At 60.5% G+C, this 17,291-nt stretch carries 16 protein-coding genes and 1 pseudogene; 5 read left to right on the top strand and 12 right to left on the bottom strand.

The annotated features are described in order from the left end of the window. The 3 genes and pseudogenes from YWU_RS18615 to YWU_RS0108745 form a co-directional block, all read right to left on the bottom strand. A pseudogene (locus YWU_RS18615) lies at positions 1 to 169 on the bottom strand (ISL3 family transposase); the annotation flags it as partial. Between the two features lie 152 nt (positions 170 to 321). Then, the gene (locus YWU_RS16020; protein WP_051260207.1) at positions 322 to 1,233 is read right to left on the bottom strand and encodes a bile acid:sodium symporter family protein; all 912 of its coding nucleotides are present in this window, start codon (positions 1,231 to 1,233) and stop codon (positions 322 to 324) included. Positions 1,234 to 1,352: 119 nt separating this feature from the next. After that, positions 1,353 to 1,919: a MarR family winged helix-turn-helix transcriptional regulator gene (locus tag YWU_RS0108745; RefSeq protein ID WP_027020181.1), complete on the bottom strand. Its 567-nt coding sequence runs from the start codon at positions 1,917 to 1,919 to the stop codon at positions 1,353 to 1,355. Between the two features lie 115 nt (positions 1,920 to 2,034). Here YWU_RS0108745 and YWU_RS0108740 point away from each other — a divergent pair, with 115 nt between their 5' ends. After that, positions 2,035 to 3,579 (top strand): FAD-dependent oxidoreductase, encoded by a 1,545-nt coding sequence (locus YWU_RS0108740; protein ID WP_027020180.1) that lies wholly within the window; start codon positions 2,035 to 2,037, stop codon positions 3,577 to 3,579. On the opposite strand, the gene YWU_RS16015 is transcribed toward YWU_RS0108740, so the two are convergent. The 4 genes from YWU_RS16015 to YWU_RS0108720 all read right to left on the bottom strand — a co-directional run bounded on the left by YWU_RS16015 (position 3,548) and on the right by YWU_RS0108720 (position 6,914). Further along, the gene (locus YWU_RS16015; RefSeq protein WP_034647568.1) at positions 3,548 to 4,579 is read right to left on the bottom strand and encodes a cytochrome P450; all 1,032 of its coding nucleotides are present in this window, start codon (positions 4,577 to 4,579) and stop codon (positions 3,548 to 3,550) included. The two genes, YWU_RS0108740 and YWU_RS16015, sit on opposite strands and share 32 nt — an antisense overlap. Beyond that, entirely contained in the window at positions 4,576 to 5,475 is a 900-nt protein-coding gene (locus YWU_RS0108730; protein ID WP_027020179.1) for a phytoene/squalene synthase family protein, read from the bottom strand. The genes YWU_RS16015 and YWU_RS0108730 overlap by 4 nt, the downstream gene beginning before the upstream one ends. Next, complete coding sequence (locus tag YWU_RS16010) at positions 5,472 to 6,560, bottom strand: polyprenyl synthetase family protein (protein ID WP_156892776.1); 1,089 nt, start codon at positions 6,558 to 6,560, stop codon at positions 5,472 to 5,474. Before YWU_RS16010 ends, YWU_RS0108730 begins: the two co-directional genes overlap by 4 nt. Before the next feature lie 69 nt (positions 6,561 to 6,629). Then, positions 6,630 to 6,914: an Lrp/AsnC family transcriptional regulator gene (locus tag YWU_RS0108720; protein ID WP_240484096.1), complete on the bottom strand. Its 285-nt coding sequence runs from the start codon at positions 6,912 to 6,914 to the stop codon at positions 6,630 to 6,632. Between the two features lie 65 nt (positions 6,915 to 6,979). Between YWU_RS0108720 and YWU_RS0108715 the strand changes: the two genes are divergently transcribed. Beyond that, positions 6,980 to 7,318, top strand: coding sequence for a hypothetical protein (locus YWU_RS0108715; protein ID WP_027020177.1), 339 nt, complete (start codon positions 6,980 to 6,982; stop codon positions 7,316 to 7,318). Positions 7,319 to 7,338: 20 nt separating this feature from the next. Next, positions 7,339 to 7,839 carry a thiol peroxidase gene (gene tpx, locus YWU_RS0108710; RefSeq protein ID WP_027020176.1) on the top strand — a complete coding sequence of 167 codons (501 nt, stop codon included), beginning with the start codon at positions 7,339 to 7,341 and terminating at the stop codon, positions 7,837 to 7,839. 73 nt (positions 7,840 to 7,912) lie between these two features. Here tpx and YWU_RS0108705 read toward each other — a convergent pair whose 3' ends face one another. Then, on the bottom strand, positions 7,913 to 8,866 hold the full coding sequence (locus YWU_RS0108705) for a DUF2189 domain-containing protein (protein ID WP_027020175.1): 954 nt from the start codon (positions 8,864 to 8,866) through the stop codon (positions 7,913 to 7,915). A 237-nt stretch (positions 8,867 to 9,103) separates the two neighbouring features. On the opposite strand from YWU_RS0108705, the gene YWU_RS0108700 reads away from it, so the two are divergent. After that, positions 9,104 to 10,624 (top strand): SulP family inorganic anion transporter, encoded by a 1,521-nt coding sequence (locus YWU_RS0108700; protein ID WP_027020174.1) that lies wholly within the window; start codon positions 9,104 to 9,106, stop codon positions 10,622 to 10,624. Positions 10,625 to 10,648: 24 nt separating this feature from the next. On the opposite strand, the gene YWU_RS0108695 is transcribed toward YWU_RS0108700, so the two are convergent. Beyond that, positions 10,649 to 11,359 carry a hypothetical protein gene (locus YWU_RS0108695; RefSeq protein ID WP_027020173.1) on the bottom strand — a complete coding sequence of 237 codons (711 nt, stop codon included), beginning with the start codon at positions 11,357 to 11,359 and terminating at the stop codon, positions 10,649 to 10,651. Between the two features lie 92 nt (positions 11,360 to 11,451). On the opposite strand from YWU_RS0108695, the gene YWU_RS17590 reads away from it, so the two are divergent. After that, positions 11,452 to 13,728 carry an ATP-binding cassette domain-containing protein gene (locus YWU_RS17590; protein ID WP_156892775.1) on the top strand — a complete coding sequence of 759 codons (2,277 nt, stop codon included), beginning with the start codon at positions 11,452 to 11,454 and terminating at the stop codon, positions 13,726 to 13,728. On the opposite strand, the gene YWU_RS0108685 is transcribed toward YWU_RS17590, so the two are convergent. From YWU_RS0108685 to YWU_RS16000, 3 genes are all read right to left on the bottom strand, one after another. Then, positions 13,704 to 14,735 carry a hypothetical protein gene (locus YWU_RS0108685; RefSeq protein ID WP_156892774.1) on the bottom strand — a complete coding sequence of 344 codons (1,032 nt, stop codon included), beginning with the start codon at positions 14,733 to 14,735 and terminating at the stop codon, positions 13,704 to 13,706. The two genes, YWU_RS17590 and YWU_RS0108685, sit on opposite strands and share 25 nt — an antisense overlap. A 234-nt stretch (positions 14,736 to 14,969) precedes the next feature. Then, a complete protein-coding gene (locus YWU_RS0108680) occupies positions 14,970 to 16,076 on the bottom strand; it encodes a quinone-dependent dihydroorotate dehydrogenase (RefSeq protein WP_027020171.1) in 1,107 nt (368 codons plus the stop codon). A gap of 53 nt (positions 16,077 to 16,129) precedes the next feature. Continuing rightward, complete coding sequence (locus YWU_RS16000) at positions 16,130 to 17,266, bottom strand: YncE family protein (protein WP_156892773.1); 1,137 nt, start codon at positions 17,264 to 17,266, stop codon at positions 16,130 to 16,132. Positions 17,267 to 17,291 lie beyond the last annotated feature (25 nt).

Below are 17,291 nucleotides of genomic sequence, written 5' to 3'. Positions count from 1 at the left end.
CGCGAAGCTTCCCGGACTGTGCGCAGTCAGGGCAGGTGTTGCTCGCGGACACGGGTGTGGCGTCGATGATGGTGATGTTTCCGGCGTCGGCGGCACCGGTGATCGTCAGGCCGATCTCGGCGGTCCGGCAGATGGTGTCGGCGACGAGGTTGCCAGTAGTAGGCTGCACAGTAGGGTCCTGGTTCGGTTGGATGGAAGCGTCGTAACTCTCATCTTGTACCGGCCAGGACCCCTATATGTTGTGCCACCCCGAACCCCACCCCGCGGTCAACTACGCACTCCGAAACGTGAAGAGCCGGTAAACGTCGTAAAGCGAGGGGGTTAGGGTGCGGTCGGAGAACCGACCGCATCGAGGGTGACTGACTCCCGCTTCATAGTGCGGCGGCGCCAGATGGCCAGCGCGACGCCGAAGACGTACATGGTGACGCTGAAGAGCATCGCCGGAGCGGCGATTTCGGTGGAGCCAATGACTGACAGGGCAATGACCATTGCCATCGTGGAATTACGCAGCCCGTACTCGACCGAGATCGCGATCTTGTCCTCAATCGGGCGCTTCAGTGCTGCAGGGATTGCCCAGCCGGCGGCCATGATGACTGCGTTGAAGATGATGACGGCCAGTCCGACCTGTTCCAAGAGCGGCAGCAGTTCGTGGCCCAAGTCGATGATCAAGAAGATGAAGATCCCTACCAGGACCACCAACCCCACCACGGAAATCAGTTTCTCCAGCTTTGCAGCAAGTTTCGCGGACTTCGCCCGGATGAACATGCCGATGGCCACGGGGATCCCGACCACGCCGATCACGAGGCCCAGTGCTTCAGCAGGTGGAACGGTGATGACACCCATGTCGCCGGTGGGGTCAGTGAAGACCTGCGTGCCGACCCACACCCAGAAGGGCATCGTCGCCATCATCGCGATGGACGATATGACGGTCAGGACGATGGAGAGCGGGACATTGCCCTTGCCCAGATGCGCGAAGAGGTTTGTGGTGATGCCACCTGGCGCTGCTGCGAGGAGCACCATGCCGATCGCTAAGACCGGCGGCAGTCCCAGAACGAAGGACAGTGCAAGTGCGATCAGTGGCACGAGGATGATCTGGCCCGCTAGCGCCCAAGAGATGATCGACTTCGAGTCCAAGCTCCGTTTGAATTGAGATGGAGTCAGGGACAGGCCAATGCCGACCATGATCACCGCTAGGCCGATGGGTAAAAGCGTCGCTGCCAGGCCGTCCTGCATAGGGGGCTCCTCGGTGTCTCGGGGTGGAGATGTCCAGGTTTTACAACCTGGCAAGGAGCTTAATATGACCTATGTCATTTTCGTGGGAAAATGAACGAAGAGCGCTTGGCCGATGGGACCTAGTCTTTTGCCCAGTCTGCGTAGTCCATGGACAGTTCGTTCGCTGTGTCTAGGAGGAACTCGATCACAACTTCTCGCTCAGCGGGGGAGAGCCTGGCTGCGGCAAGAATTCGACGCGCATGCTGTTTGCCGACCGTTTCCTTGGCGGCAGCGGCGGCACTGGGGGTGATCTCAATGGCCAGTGCTCGGCGGTCTTCCGGGTGTACCTTCCGGCTAATGTGGCCACCCTTCTCAAGTCGGTTGAGTAGCTTGGTGGTGGATGCGGGGGAGATGCTCAGGTATGACGCAATCATTCCTGGTGTCACCGTCTCCTGGTGGTTGCGCGCCACTGATAGGTATCGCAAGGTGCGCATGTGTTGGGCGGAAAGGTCCATGTACTTCTCGGATGCGTCGGCGATGGCTTGCTCGGCTGAGCGCAGCTCTGCGAAAGCCTCCATAAGGCGGCGGATCTGTGCGGAATCTCGCTCACTGAGGTGGCAGTCGTCACTCATGGTTCGGGACAATTCGCTGGAGCGCAGTTCGTGGAGCTCGCCCGCGATTTTGTCGTGTTTGCCAGCGTCTTTCATCCATTAGAAGGTACGCCATTCTCCGTAGAAAAGGTAGATAATAGCCGTCAGGATATTATACTATTGGGTTTAATTGTTCTGCATCCAAACTGTACTCTAATGATGGAGATTGTCCATGTCCCAACGTTTTCCCGGGCGTGATCGCAAAGCTTGGCTCATGCCCGCCGCCGAAGGTCTTACCTGGTCGCGCGAGCCCCGTTCTGTCACCGTTGTCGGCGGAGGGATCGCAGGACTAGCCGCAGCTTTCGGTCTTGCGGAACGTGGTGTGGATGTCACACTGGTCAACCCCGATGCTGAGCTCGGCGGAAGGGTTCGCTCTTGGGAAGTGAATTCACCTGTGGGGCCAGTGACGATGAGCCGGGGTTTCCACGCGTTTTTCCGGCAGTACTACAACCTTCGGGCTTTGCTGTCTCGAGCCGGTTCAGTGGATTCCTTGCTGAAGCCGATTGGCGATTACCCCGTGGTCAGTTCCAATGGCGACAGCGATTCGTTCCTCGGAATCCCGCGAACCCCGCCGTGGAACCTCATTTCGTTCGTGAACAAGAGCGACACTTTCGACCTCAACGGCCTGCGGAAAGTGGACGTGAAGGCAGCGATGCGCCTCCTAGACGTCGATTTTCCCCAGACCTATCGCGACTTCGACGGGGTCAGCGCCGCAGAGTACCTGGACAGTCTGCGTTTCCCTCAGCGGGCACGGCACTTGGCGCTGGAGGTCTTCGCCAGGAGTTTCTTCGCCGATCCGCGCAAGTTCTCCGCCGGAGAGATGGTGGCGATGTTCCATACCTATTTCGTGGGCTCGTCTGAAGGATTGCTTTTCGACGTCCCCAGCGACGACTTCGACACCTCACTCTGGGGACCACTGTCTCGGCGGTTGGATGAGCTACATGTGAAACAGGTGACCGGTGCGGTCACCCATTTAGCCAAGTCCGATGGCTCTTGGGTCGCCTCCTGTGACGGCGAGCCAGACATCATCTCTGATGCGGTTGTCCTGGCCGCCGGCCCTGGTGCAACCCGGCAGTTGGTTGCTAACTCTCCGGATGTGGGAGATGAGGATTGGCGACGCCGAATCGACGAGGTTCGGATAGCTCCGGCATTTGCCGTGTGGAGGGTATGGACGGACCGGCCGGTGGATTCCAGCCGACCAGGCTTCCTGGGTACTGCAGGATTCACGATGCTCGACAACGTGTCGGTCCTGGAGCGCTTTGAAGATGGAGCGGCCAAGTGGTCCAAGGAGTACAGCGGCAGCGTGCTGGAACTGCACGCCTACGCACTCGACGAGGACCGTACCGACCCAGACACGATCAAACGCTGCCTGCGGGAGGAACTGGAAGACGTTTTCCCAGAGACGATCGGCATGGAATTTAGGCATCAGGAACTGCTTATCGAGCGGGACTGTTCATTCGCGGACGCAAGTCGCCCGTGGGATGACCTGCCGACCTCCGAAACGCCTGACCCCACCGTCAAGATCGCCGGGGACTGGGTCAGCAGTGAATTACCCATCGCCTTGATGGAGCGTGCCGCAACCACCGGTTGGTCGGCCGCCAACGGACTCCTCGAGTCGTGGGGCCTTGCCGGACATGACCTGTGGTCACCGCCGTCGAAGGGCAGGCATGCCGCGCCGCGCCTGCTCAGGAAGCTGACGCAGGGAAAGACACAGTAAGGTCCCTGACCTGGTAGCCCTCTACCAGGCTCTGGTAGCCGAGCACTGGCTCGGATTCCAGAGTCGGGTTGGCGGCGAATAGCGCCAGCAGTAGAGCGTCTGCCTCCATAATGGCCAGGGTTGATCCCGGGCACCGGTGTGCGCCGTCGCCGAAACTCAGCCCGCACCCGTGAGACTCATCGGTGTTGGCTTGCTGCACGTCGATGTCGACCAAGGCACCATCATCCAATTTCCTGCGATAGAGGTGACTGACCGGTGGCTCCCGTCGAATCAAGTCATTGAGGATCGCGTGGCGTTCTTTTTCTGACGCGATGACGAATCGCTCGCGCAGGGCATTATCAAGCATCAGATGCCAGCAGGCCAGACTAATGAACTCACGAGTCGTCACCATCCCTGCAGTACCGTAGGTGAGACATTCGACGAGGATTTCCTTCGGCCGATACCCCTTGTCCAGCAGGTGACTGATGATGTCAGCGCGGGGACGTTTGCGCCGCTCCTTGATTGCCGGCCTCACATCGCGGAAATACAGCGATATCAGTGGACCGAGCGCCATCTGTGCAGCTCTCCGCCAATCGGAGGAGGTCCGGCCCAAATCCGGTGCGGTGTGATCGACTGGGGGCTGACGGAAGAACAGTTCTAGGCGCTGCGCCAAGTCCTCGACCGGCGCATGCGTCAGACCTACGATCCGCGAGGCCACTCTGACCGAGTAGTGCAGCGCCACCTCATCGACAGCAGCTTCACCGCCAGCACGCCGGGCTTCATCAACAGCGTCACGGGCGCAACGATCGATAAAATCCTGGTCGAGTTTCGCAGGTGCGAAAAATCTAACCAAGGCTTTTCGATGTTCATCATGCGAGGGACCGTCGTCCATCAAAATCGGGCGATGAGCGAATAGCCCGTCTGGGATCCGCTCTGAGGTGAAACCTGCCTGCGTTGTCGTGCCGCGTGCGCGCAGGAGTTCTCGGGCAGCGGACATCGTGGTCAGGCGGATTACCTTCATCGTGCGGCTAACTCTAGCGCGGCGCGCGCAATCAACAGTGCCTTTTCCGGGCCGGAAACCCTGACTCGGCGGCGGTATAGCTCCTCGATGGGAGTCTCCTCGATCCGCTCGTTGAGCTTGCGGAACAAGCTCAAGGCGCCAGCGACTGCGAGCTGAGAGTCCTTGGGAAGCAGGGGGAGTACTTCGGAGGCGTCGTGAAGTTGCTCGTTGATCGTGACAACCCACTGATGCTTCTGCTCTTCGTCGATGGTGCCGGCGGAACTGAGGTAGCTGCGCCCAAGGCGCGCATTGTCATCCGCGAGGTCCCTGAGGAAGTTCACGTTCTGGAACGCGGCGCCCAAACGACGTGCACCGTGTTCGAGGCGATTCATCTCAGAACCGGTGACCTCCATGTCGCGGACGAACACCTTCAGGCACATTAGTCCAATGACTTCGGCGGAACCGTAGACGTAGTCCGCATGGTCACGCTCGCCGAAGCAGAGCCGACCGGTGGCAGGCTCTGCCACCTCCAAGTCGGTTCGCATCGACGCGAAAAAAGGCACCACCAACTCGGCGTCGATCTGTGCGGCCCGCGCCGTATGTGCGAACGCATGGATGATGGGGTTGCTACTAAAGCCCGCATCGACCGAGCGGAGAGTTTCGGTTTCGAGCAGGGTCAGTTCGGCGTGCTGTTCCGCCACGGGCAAGCCGGCCTCTTCAGCGACGCCGTCGACGATCTCGTCTGCGACTCGCACTAGGCCATAAATGTTCCGGATGTGCTTCCGATGCGCCGGGCCCAGCAGCTTCGTCGCGGTGCCAAATGAGGTGGAGTACGCAGCAATGATCCTTCCGGAGGCCGACTCCGAGGCCCGGGTGTATCGCTCCAACGGACTCGCATCGTCCATTTCTCGTGTCATGAGCGGCGCGCCTCCATCGTGGTGATCAGGGTTTCCAGTGTCGTGGACAAAGCCGGGGGACATTCGCTGAGAGATTGCCGGGCTAGGTGAAGGTGCTCATCCACCAGGCCACGTACCTGGCTCTCTGCTCCACAGTGGCTGAGCATGTCCCGGATTGCATGGCCCTGCTCCTCAGTAAGGTCTGGCGAGCCGAAGTTCGGTTCAATGTCAGCCCAGTGCTCACCGGCGCGGGCAATAGCGATCAGAGCGGTTTCTTTGCCCTCCCGCAGGTCGGAGTAGGAGTCCTTGCCATGCTCGTCGCCGAACACCGACAGCAGGTCGTCCTGGAGTTGGAAGGCCGTGCCGAGGCTCTGACCCACGTCTCCTAGCAGGTCTGCCGTTCTCGGGGAAGCTCCGGCCAACACCGCGGCAGCGCGCAACGGAAGCTCGAAGGTGTAGGTCGCGGTTTTCATCCTCGTCATCCGAAGCACCTGGTGCAGCCGGGAGGCAATGACCCCGGCGCACAGACCAATGTCGAGATACTCGCCAACAATCGAGTCGGTGATCGTTGTGTCGAGAAGGTCCAACAGTGCAGTTCGCTCCGGCTCAGGCAGAGGCTCCCGGGCGAATACTTGATGCACGTCAGCAAGTAGGAGGTCGCCGATCAGGATGGCACTGCTGCGGGCGAGATGTAGAGCTTCGGAGTCGTGCTCGTCGGAAAGCACCGTTCCGACGAAATTCGGGCGCCCACGCCGGATGAGGTCTCCATCGATGACATCGTCGTGAAGCAAAAAGGCGAAGTGCAGCAGTTCGGTCGCCGCCGCGATTCGCACTGCTGATTCGCGGTGCGTCGGCCGGGATCCAAGCGCGTCGAAGGTCTGGATTAACAGTTTTGGGCGAAGGAGCTTGCCGCCCAAGGCACAGTCTGAGGCTATTGCCCACAACTTGGTGAATTCTGGGCCATAGGCCTCTGCGCGCTGGGCGCCGCGAGCGAAAAGGTTGGCAATTTCCGAGTCGATGTCATCGCCGGTTTGCCTGGACTGAGGTGCCCCCACCGCTCCATCTACGTACACCATGTCATCTCCCTCGCAGCCCGCATCAGTCATTAGCTTAAGGGTATAGTAAACAATGGTTGATAATTTGAGTGCAGTAGTGGGCTTAAGAAGGGATGAAACCTAGTCCAAACCGAGGGAAAACGCTGCCTCTAGGTCATGGCGGGAATAGGTCCGGAACGCCAGCTGCGTGTTCGTCGACGTCACTCCGGCTACCTTGTTGATCTGCCCGGGGATGATGTCCGCCAAGCTGTCGTGGTCTACCACGCGGATCATGGCCAGCAAGTCCGCATCACCGGTGACGGAGTACACCTCGGTCACTCCATCGATGTTGACGATGGCCTCTGCGGCCTCCGGAATCCGGTCCGGCTCCACGTCGATCGTCACAATAGCGGTGATCAGCGACATAATAACCTCCAAAATAGGGTTTCACCTGGTGTCAGTGACGGTATCAGCACCATTACACTTGGGGTATGACGGAGGTATTGGCAGTCGCGCTGGTGGTGTCGTGGGTGGTCGCTGCGGTGCTCGCGGTCAAGCTCAGGGAGGCATCGAAATCCGCGCTTCCCGACGTCTCCTCATGCACACACATCTGGGGCTCATGGACGGACCCAGCCGAGCAACCCGGTGGGATCTGGACCCAAGGGCGTAGGTGCGAGATGTGCAACTTTCATGAGGGCCGGTCGTGGTCGGAACTTCGTGGTCGCGCGTACACCACAGAAGAGTGGGAGCGGATCGACACAGCAGTGAATATCGCAGTGAACCACATGAAGAATTGCCGGAAGGTTGAGCCTCCTCGGCCGGACGCCTGATTCTTCTGTACAAAAGAGGCATGACTTCCACCACAGCATTCAAGGGCGACACCGTGAACCTCTCCGGAGACCTTCCGGCGGTAGGTGCTTCGCTGCCTGCATTCACCCTGACCAACACCGACCTGGAGACGGTCGATAACTCCAGCTACGCCGGACAGACCGTAGTGTTCAACATCTTCCCGTCGGTCGACACCGGTGTGTGCGCTGCCTCTGTGCGTCAGTTCAATGAGCTGGCGACCAAGTTTGATGGCGTCACCGTGGTTAACGTCTCCCGCGACCTGCCCTTCGCGCTGGGCCGTTTCTGCGGCTCCGAGGGCATCGAGAACGCAGATGCCGCATCGGACTTCCGCGGTGGCTTCGGTGAGGCCTTCGGCGATATCCAGGCAGATGGCCCGCTGGCTGGCCTCCTTGGCCGCGCGGTTGTCATCGCAGACGGCAACGGCGAGATCATTTACACCGAGCTCGTCCCGGAGATCACCACCGAGCCGGACTACGACGCAGCCTCTGCAGCACTAAGCTAGTCGCACCAGCACAGCAAAAAGCCGGTCTCACCAATAATGGTGGGACCGGCTTTGTTGTCGTTCGGTCGGTGTCTTAGGCCTGAACGACCGGGCGACGTCCGCCGATGACCTGGCGGTACATAACAACCACGGCGATGGAGTACAGCGGCATGGTGTAGATCAGACCCAGGCCGCACAGCATGGCTCCGACGAAGTTGATCAGTCCGAGGACAATCAGGGTGCCCAGGACCTTCCAGAAGACCGGCTTGACCGCAGCCCAGATAAATCCGAAGGACTTGGTGACGGTGGTGCGGCCGTCAATGACAGCCAGCGGAACCATCGTGGCGATCGGAACGAAGGCCAGCAGCATTGCCAGCATGACGATGATTCCGATGAACATCAGGCCAACGCCAGCCCCGGGGCTGGAAATCGACATTGCGCCGCCTGCGACGACCAGCAGGAGGCCCGGGATGACGATGACGAACGACGCGATGAACAGCAGGACGTAAATTCCAATGATGCTGCCCCAGCGGGAGATCTTAATGAAGTCACCGATGGCAGGCTTGCGGCCGTCGGTTTCCTCAAAGGCACCGCGGTACAGGAAGATCGTCAGGAGCATCGACAGGATGACCACGAAGAGTGAAACGAAGCTGGACGTCGTCGAAGCCTCTGCATAGGCCTCGACTGCGGCCGGGTCGTTAAAGTCAGGAATTTCGGGCATGGAGAACCAGGTGCCGACAGCGGTGATGAGAAAACCGGCAATGCCGAAGAGCACCCATGCGCCAAAGTTTGCGTTCAGGCGCTTGAAGGCGATCGAGATCGGCTCCATCGCGCGGTAGGGCGCAGGTCCGGCGAACACCGGGCTGGTCGGGGGAAGCTCGCCGCCGGGCTGGCCGACACCGGGTCCGATGTCATGGCTCTGGTAACCGGCGTTCTCCTGGTAGCCGTAGCCCGGGTTCTGCTGGTATCCGTAACCGGAGTTGTCCTGGTTGAAGGGATTTCCGGAGTTGTCACGGTAGGGGTCATAGGGATTATTGGGGTCAGTCATCACTGCCTCCTCGTGGATTATGTGATTGTCACAATTGACACAAGCTCGATGGCGCGGAGACACCTTCTGGTCCACCGCGGGCTGAACCATGTCAATCACTAACTAGATACTCAGTTCCAGGGTCTAAGTAAAACCTCAGCTTAGGGTGTATTCAGGTTTCATTCAACGCCTTTATTGGCCCTGCGCCACGGGTGGACTACATTGGATCGTCTCTGAATCACCTGTCACAGGAGGGCCATGACCAGCCAGAAAACCACTCCCGGCCGAGATGTCCAAGGAGCGCCGACCAGTGTCGTCGGCTCATTTAGCTTTGCATTCTCCTCAGGCCGACGTCTGAGAATCGAAGTTCTCGGCGGACTCGTCGTTGCGCTCGCGCTCATTCCGGAGTCGATCGCTTTCTCAGTTTTAGCTGGAGTGGATCCTCGGATAGGGCTGTTCGCCTCGGTCATCATGGCGATCGTCATTTCCTTCACCGGTGGACGCCCCGCGATGATCTCCGCGGCAACTGGCGCCGTCGCGGTGGTGATTGCTCCTGTTGCCCGGGAATATGGAGTCGAGTACTTCATCGCCACTGTGCTGCTTGCTGGGGTGTTTCAGATTGCGCTGAGTCTTCTGGGCGTCGCGAAGCTCATGCGTTTCATTCCCCGCAGTGTGATGATCGGTTTCATGAACTCGCTGGCCATCATCGTGTTCAGTGCGCAGATTCCGCATCTCATTGGGGTTCCGTGGCTGGTCTACCCGGTGTTCGCGCTTGGCCTTCTCATCATGGTGGGATTCCCGCGTTTAACGACGTCCATTCCCGCACCCCTCGTCACCATCGTCATCCTCACCTCGGTGACTCTTGCCTTCGGCCTGAATATCCCGACGGTCTCTGACCAGGGTGAACTTCCAGATAGCCTTCCCCAGCTTTTCATTCCAGATGTGCCTTTGACGATTGAAACGTTTGCCATCATCGCCCCGTTTGCACTGGCCATGGCGTTCGTGGGGCTTATGGAGTCACTGCTTACCGCCAAGCTTGTGGACGACATCACCGACAATCACTCAGATAAATCCCGCGAGGCATGGGGCCAGGGCGTCGCGAACATCGTCACCGGTTTCTTCGGCGGCATGGGTGGCTGCGCCATGATCGGCCAAACGCTCATTAACGTCCGAGAGTCGAAGGCACGAACCCGCTTATCGACGTTCCTCGCCGGCTTCTTCCTCCTCATCCTCATCCTTGCCCTAGGAGACATTGTCGGGATGATTCCCATGGCGGCACTGGTCGCAGTGATGGTCGTCGTCGCCGTCATGTCCTTCGACTGGCGGTCGGTGAGCCCGAAAACCCTGAGGCTAATGCCCATCAGTGAATCGGCGGTCATGATCATCACGGTGGCCGCGACCTTGTTGACGCACAATCTCGCAATCGGAGTTGCTGTTGGTGTCCTCTCTGCCATGGTGATGTTCGCCCGCAGAGTCGCTCGTGTAGTGGACATAGAAAAGGTCCCCGCTGATGGGAATCCGCGCTCGGTGACCTATCGGGTCGACGGACAGCTGTTTTTCGCCTCGAGCAACGACCTGGTCTATGCCTTCGACTACACCGAGGATGTTGACTCGGTCCTCATCGACTTGAGCACCGCGAGGATTTGGGATGCCTCGACCGTCGCTGCACTGGACAGCATCATCCAGAAATTCGGAGACCGGGGAGTCTCCGTGGAGATCATTGGACTGGACGGGCCCAGTCAAGAGCGGCTGGATAAGCTGTCCGGGAAACTGGGGTAGCCGGCGCCGGGAGGGCCATGTTGGTCAATTGGCGATAGGCATATCGGCAGTGGCCACAGAGGCGCCGGAGTATGAGTAGAGCGCTCCGACGAAAAACAGCAAGAAGCCGGTTGTTCGGATGAGGCTGATGAGAACCATAGTCCCCAGAACCTTCCAGTAGTGCCCATTCACCAGTGACCATGTCGCTGAGATGTTTCCAATTGTGCCAATGCGATTCTCGAGAATCGTCAAGGTTATAAGGTTGACCATCGGGCTAACCGCAAAGATTCCGCACATCCAGGCGACCGGAACAATAGTTCCAAATAGCAATCCTGACGCGGCGACGTGCCCTTCCGTCGCGAGGATGAAGGCGCAGGCCGATAGGACGATGGCGGGGAGGACAGCGAGAATCCAGAAGCACGCAACAATCGGGAACGACAGCAGAACCGAGCCCCAACGGATATCCCGGAAGAAGGCTCCGAAGGTCGGCTTGTGCCCGTCCACCTCCGCGAGAGCTCCGCGCAATGACACGGTGAACGCGAGATAGCCACATGCGCCAATGAGGGCAGCAGTAAGCCCGCTCAGCACGATGGTCGTAGTGACGTTGATGTCATACGGCGGCGAGTCGAGGGCAGAGGCCATCGCGGAGATGAATCCGAACCCGATGGCAACGATGGCTACAAACACGGTGACGAACAGGGTCGCTGCGATACCGAACCACGTCCAGACATTGGCGTTCAGCCGAGAGAACCCCACGTCGATGGGGAAAGCGTATCAAATCGCGGTGACTGCGGCTCGTGCAACGGATACTCCTCAGAGGTGCTCAGATCGACGTTGGAATCGACATCGTGACACTAGCCCCGTCCGAACCGGACACCTTGCTGCCGCTGGCCATCCCGTCCTACGTCGCGGGATTTGCGTGGGTGTCCGTGACTCCGTTGCGTGGTTTCTGGGGAGCTTTCCTGGTGTTGACGGTGGTCTCTGCGCCGTATGTCACGCTGCCTGTCCTCGCTGCGCTTCGACGCGCGGACCTCTCGCAGGAACACGTAGCCCGCAGCCTCGGCGCGTCACCCTGGCGGGCATTCTTCGTCGCCACGTTCCCCCAGATTCTCCCCGCTGCAGGTGCCGGCGCTCTGCTGGTCGGTCTGTATACGATCTCCGACTTCGGAGTCGTTGCCATCATGCGGTACCCGTCCTTTACCTGGGCTATTCATACCGCGTTCGGCGGAACCTTCAACCGTTCGCTCGCGATCGTGCTCTCACTTGTTCTCGTCGTCATCGCCGTCGCACTAGTCACTGGCGAGCGGCTACTAAGGCGGCGCGTTTCGATGGATCAGAAGGTCCGTGCGGACACGGATTCGGAACGGATTCGCCTCTCCCGTAGAGCCCGCTGGAGCTCCAGCATCACCTTGACCGTGGTGTTTGCAGCCGGCGTGGGACTTCCCGTCATCGCACTGATCGAACGCTTCCTGCGCAGCGTCGCGGACCGCCAGGTGGAAACCTCCCGGCTCGTTGCCGCCGCAGGCAACACAGTGATGTTGGGACTTGCTGGCGCGGTGCTTGCCACAGCCCTGGCACTGCCGGTAGCAATCCTCGCTGCCAGGTATCGAACCAGGACCGTCTCTGCGTTGGAGACCGCCACCTATCTCGGCCACGGACTTCCCGGCATCGTCATGGGGCTGTCCATGGTCTACCTGTCGCTGTCCCTCGCGCCGGGGATGTACCAGACCATCGGCCTGTTGGTCATCGCCTACGGCATCCTCTTTGTGCCAAAGGCGGCAGGTTCGGCCAGGGCAGCGGTGTCTCAGGTCCCTGCGAACCTTGAAGACGTCTCTCGCACCTTGGGACGCAGCCGCTTGCGTACCTGGCTGACAGTCACCGGGCCGATCGCCTCACCAGGAATTCTTGCGGGAACACTCCTCGTGGCGCTGACGGCCATGAAGGAACTGCCTGCAACGCTGATCATGCGGCCCACCGGAATGGACACCCTCGCCACGCGGCTATGGCAATTGACAGACATTGACGCCTACGGAGCCGCCGCCCCGTACGCGCTGACCCTGATCGCGGTAGCCAGCACCACCACTCCTGCAGTGACAGTCCGTGGCGTCTGCGCCACGTACGAGCCACAAGAAAAAGACGTGCTTCACGACGTCCACCTCACAATCCACCCCTCCGAACTCCTCGCAATACTGGGACCCAGTGGAAGCGGAAAAACAACCCTGCTCCGGGCGATCGCGGGACTGCACCGCATTTCCGATGGGGAGATCACCGTTGATGGCCGGGTCGTCGCCGACCGCTCAATCAGCCTGCCTCCGGAGCAACACCGTGTCGGGCTCGTGCCTCAGGACGCGGCGCTGTTCCCGCATCGCCGGGTTCGAGCGAATATCGAGTTTGGACTGAAGCCATCGTTGTTCGGCGGTGCTAGCCGCTCCGACCGGAAGGCCCGAGCATTGGAACTGCTTGACCTGGTGGCCCTGACTGGCTTTGGTGATCGTTACCCGGATCAGTTATCTGGAGGTCAGCGCCAGCGAGTGGCCCTGGCTCGAGCATTGGCTCCAGCTCCAACGGTGGTGCTTCTGGACGAAGCGTTTGGTGCTCTCGACGCCTCTTTGCGCTCTCAGTTGCGTCTCGAGGTCCGAGACATCCTCCGTCAGTCAGGAACCGCATCTGTGTTGGTGACCCATGATCAAGACGAGGCGTTATCAGTGGCCGATCGGGTGGCGATCATGCGCGACGGACATCTGGTGCAGGTTGGGACACCGCAGGAGCTGTACTCAGCCCCAGTGGATCTGTGGACTGCGAATTTCCTGGGGGAGTGCACCACACTTCCTGGATACAGCGATGGTCGTGGAGTCGACACTGTCCTCGGAAGATTTGATGCTCACTGCCCGCAAGGGTCAGTACATGCAGTTATCCGCCCAGAAAACCTCACATTGTCCGAAGGCTCGACTGCCGAGATCGTCTCGGTGGAATTCCGTGGGCCATCAAGCCTTTACCGAATCCGGACGTTCACCGAGGGGCAGGAAATCCTCGTATCTGAACGTGGCGCTGCAGCGCACAGGATCGGACAGCAGGTGGATGTGGCATTGACTGGCCGGATTCACACCGTGCCGGTGATTCCGTAAGAGTGTTGGTACGCAGGCGCCCTGAGGGAAGTCACCGGAACCGGCCGTGCTCGCTTAGAGAGCTGCCGGTACATGTGCGCTTCCGCGAGACGCGCCAACGGGTAGGTGTACAAGATCCCCAGACCGCACAGGAAAAATCCGCTAAATCGCATGAGGTTGATCAGCAAAATTGATCCGAGCACGCGCCAATAGCGTTTGGAGACAAGGTCACCGGCTACACCGAAGGCCTCGAATGCTCCGAGATTCTGATCAACGGTGACTAGGGGCATCAGGCGAGCGGTAGGAGCGAACCAAGCGATGAGAACGAGGGAAAAGATAGGGCCGATGACCCCTGCCAGAATGATGCCCACCTGAAAATTGCCTTCGCTTGCCTCCCTACTTCCCATCCACAGGAGTAGGAGGTAAGGGGCCATGCACAAAGCGAAAGTGATCTGGATGACCAGCCAGGTCCCGCTTAGCTTTGCCCAGCGGCTATCGCGAAAGAAGTCACGCAATGACGGCTTGCGGAGATCCATCTCGTCCAGCGCACCACGGAATGAGACGTTCGCTGACACCGCCAAAGCAATAATCATCAGCAGCAGGATTAAGGCCGCCACAACCCACAGTGCAATCTCGTTGGTCACCACGATCTCCCGCAGGAAGACCACGATGATAACTGCCCCAACGGGGACTGCTGCCAGCGCCAGCCACGGAAGTGGATTGGCGTGTAATCGCCGTGCGGCCGCAGAGATCGCCAGCGTGAAGCTGTATCGGGCAGGCCCACTGACGAGTTCCTCGCCACAGTTATTCACTGGGGTGTTAGCATCCGTAGGCGGCGGAGCCGGTGGCAATAGGCCGTAACTGTGCTGAGGAACCTCGCTCGGCTGCTGCATCCCGTACGAGTGCTTGTGGGTTTTGCTGCGTGGCTGCTGGCTGCTCAGGCTGTACCCGTGAGTAGGTGCGGCTGATTGCTCGGGTCCGCCGGTAGAGGCATCGGAATCGGGGAAAAACGGGGAACTGCCGGCCATGAGGTCTCCCTGCGAGAATCGAACTGGATAGAAGACCAGTGTCGACTGTGGGTGGGAGCCTCAGGAGTTAGTCGCGCGGGTGAATTCTTCCCTGCACCAGCGATCCGACAGAACAGATACTCTGACCTGCGCGGACAGAAATAGGGGAGGCAGCCGCCAAAACCTCCGCCACCAGAGTTGGTGTCCCGTAGTGGGGTAAGCCGAAGTGGGGCTGGGGGCGTCGGGAAGCGGGGTTTAATCCAGATCGACCCAGGACAGGCCCGAGCCCACTGCTTCAGAGATCCCGTCCAGGCCGCGGGCATTGATCTGCGCGGCGATGCCAAGGTGAATGTCCCGAATCCAATCCGGTCCACCGTAGATCAGACCGGTGTAACCCTGCAGCAAAGTGGCGCCAGCGGTGATGCGCTCCCAGGCCTGCTTCGGTGTCTCAATGCCACCGACGCTGATGAGTACGAGCTTGTCTCCGGCGCGGGCGTACAGACGGCGCAGTGCCTCAAGTGCACGCTCGGCGACCGGGGCTCCGGAGATACCGCCGGCGCCCATGGCGTCGACCTCAGCAGCGGGAGTCTTCAAGCCCTCGCGGGAAATGGTCGTGTTGGTGGCGACAATGCCAGCCAAACCGAGCTCGACGGAAAGGTCTGCCACCGCGTCCACATCCTCGTCGCTGAGGTCCGGGGCGATCTTCACCAGAACCGGAACGGTCGTCTCTTCCTGGACCGCAGCGAGAATCGGGCGGAGCGATTCCACAGCCTGCAGATCGCGCAGACCTGGGGTGTTCGGGGAGGAGACATTGACGACGAGGTAATCCGCCAGGTGCCCCAGCGTGCTGGCAGAGGAACGGTAATCTGCCACCGCGTCCGCGACGGGGACGACCTTGGTCTTACCGATGTTGATGCCGATCACGCCGTCGCCAGCGCGGGTGCTCAGGTTCGCAGCGACGTCATCCGCACCGGGGTTGTTGAAGCCCATCCGGTTGAGGATGGCGCGATCCTCCGGAAGCCGGAACAGGCGGGGCTTGGGGTTGCCCGGCTGAGCCTGGGCGGTGACGGTGCCGAGCTCGGCGTAACCGAAACCAATCGGGCCCCAGGTATCGACTGCTTCTGCAGACTTGTCGAAACCGGCGGCCAGACCCAGCGGGCGGGGGAAGTCCACGCCGAACACCGTTTGGCGGAGTACCGGGTCCTCCACCGGCAGGAACCTGCCGAGCACCCGTCGGACAGTGCCGAGGGACTGGACGGGCTTCAGGCCAAGACCAATGATCCCGTGGATGTTCTCGGGATCGATCTGGAACATCCCCTTGAGCGCCAGCTGGTAAGCGGTGTTACGAAACTGATTGGGCATCTGTGGTGCTCCTGGAGATCGGTGGATTCGGTAAGTGGACGTTGGTGGCGAGACTAGTTGGACTCAGCGGTGCTCTGCTGGGAGCCGTCTCTGCCGGAGGGAAGTCGGTCGACCGGGTCGAATGGTGCCAGAAGCTCACGCTCGGCGTCGGCGGCTTCCTGGCCGTCTTCAATCGCGGCCTCGATGTCATCGTTGGAGATCGCCTGCACTCCGTGTCCCTCACCGGAGAAGACGACGAATCCGCCTGAGCCATCACGGGTCAGGGAATGAGGCGCCTCGACGACGGGGAGCTCGGCGACTTTGATGCCGGTGCCGCTAGAGACATCCCATCCGGTGAGGGTGCCAGTGGCCGTGGAGGTGATCCACACCAGGTCGCGCTCGCTGTCGACGGTGACGGCCCACGGGCTCTCATCGACAGGGAAGGACTGGTGCAGTCGAATCACGTCGGTGGCAGTGTAGATCATCAACTGGTTGCCGATGGTGTCGGCGGCAGCGATCAGACCGTTGGTGCCGGCGGCAACCTTTCCCACACCCAGGCCGACGCGCAGGCTGGAGCCGGAGCGCTCCTCGCCGAGCTCAACCTCGGTGATGGAGGTCTCTGGGGAGTTGACCTCAAGCAGGAGGTCTTCGTCACCGGGCACAGCGATGAGCTGGGAGCCGTGGTTAGAGACCTGGAAGTCGGAGCTCTGCTCGCCATCAGGTCCGTAGACGTCAATGACGTTGGACTCGGCGCGGTGGCCGGCAATGCGGCCGTCGGGAAGCCCGACTGCAGAGGTATAGGAGTGCGCCTGGCCAACCACGGCGGTGGTGTTGCCGTTGGGGGCGAGCACGTGGATGCCGTCCGGGCAGGGCAGCACCACGGTGTTGCGGTAGCCGGACAGTTCGCCGCACTCAGGGGCGATGTCCGTGCTGTTCATGTCCGGCTCCGCGGCGGTGCCCGAGTAAAGGGTGTCGCCGTCGCGGCTCAGGAAACGGTCGCCAGTGCGCACAGCGGAGGTGATGTTGGCGGAGAACTCCGCAACCTCACCGGCCGGTTCACCAGCCTCGGCGCTCAGCGGCGCGGGCGTGGCATTTCCCATGGCCCCGGGTGCTTCGCCTTCGGTGTCGTCACCACCACAGGCGGTGAGAAAAAGGGCTGCGACGATGGTGACCGACGCGGCAGACAGGCGATGTCGTTTGATGCTGCTCACGGTCAATGACGGTACCACCCGCTCG

It is taken from the genome of Corynebacterium sputi DSM 45148 (assembly GCF_000427865.1).
Taxonomy (GTDB): Bacteria; Actinomycetota; Actinomycetes; order Mycobacteriales; family Mycobacteriaceae; genus Corynebacterium; species Corynebacterium sputi.
Note: the sequence above shows the minus strand (reverse complement) of the source record. Positions and strands in the feature narration are given on the sequence as shown.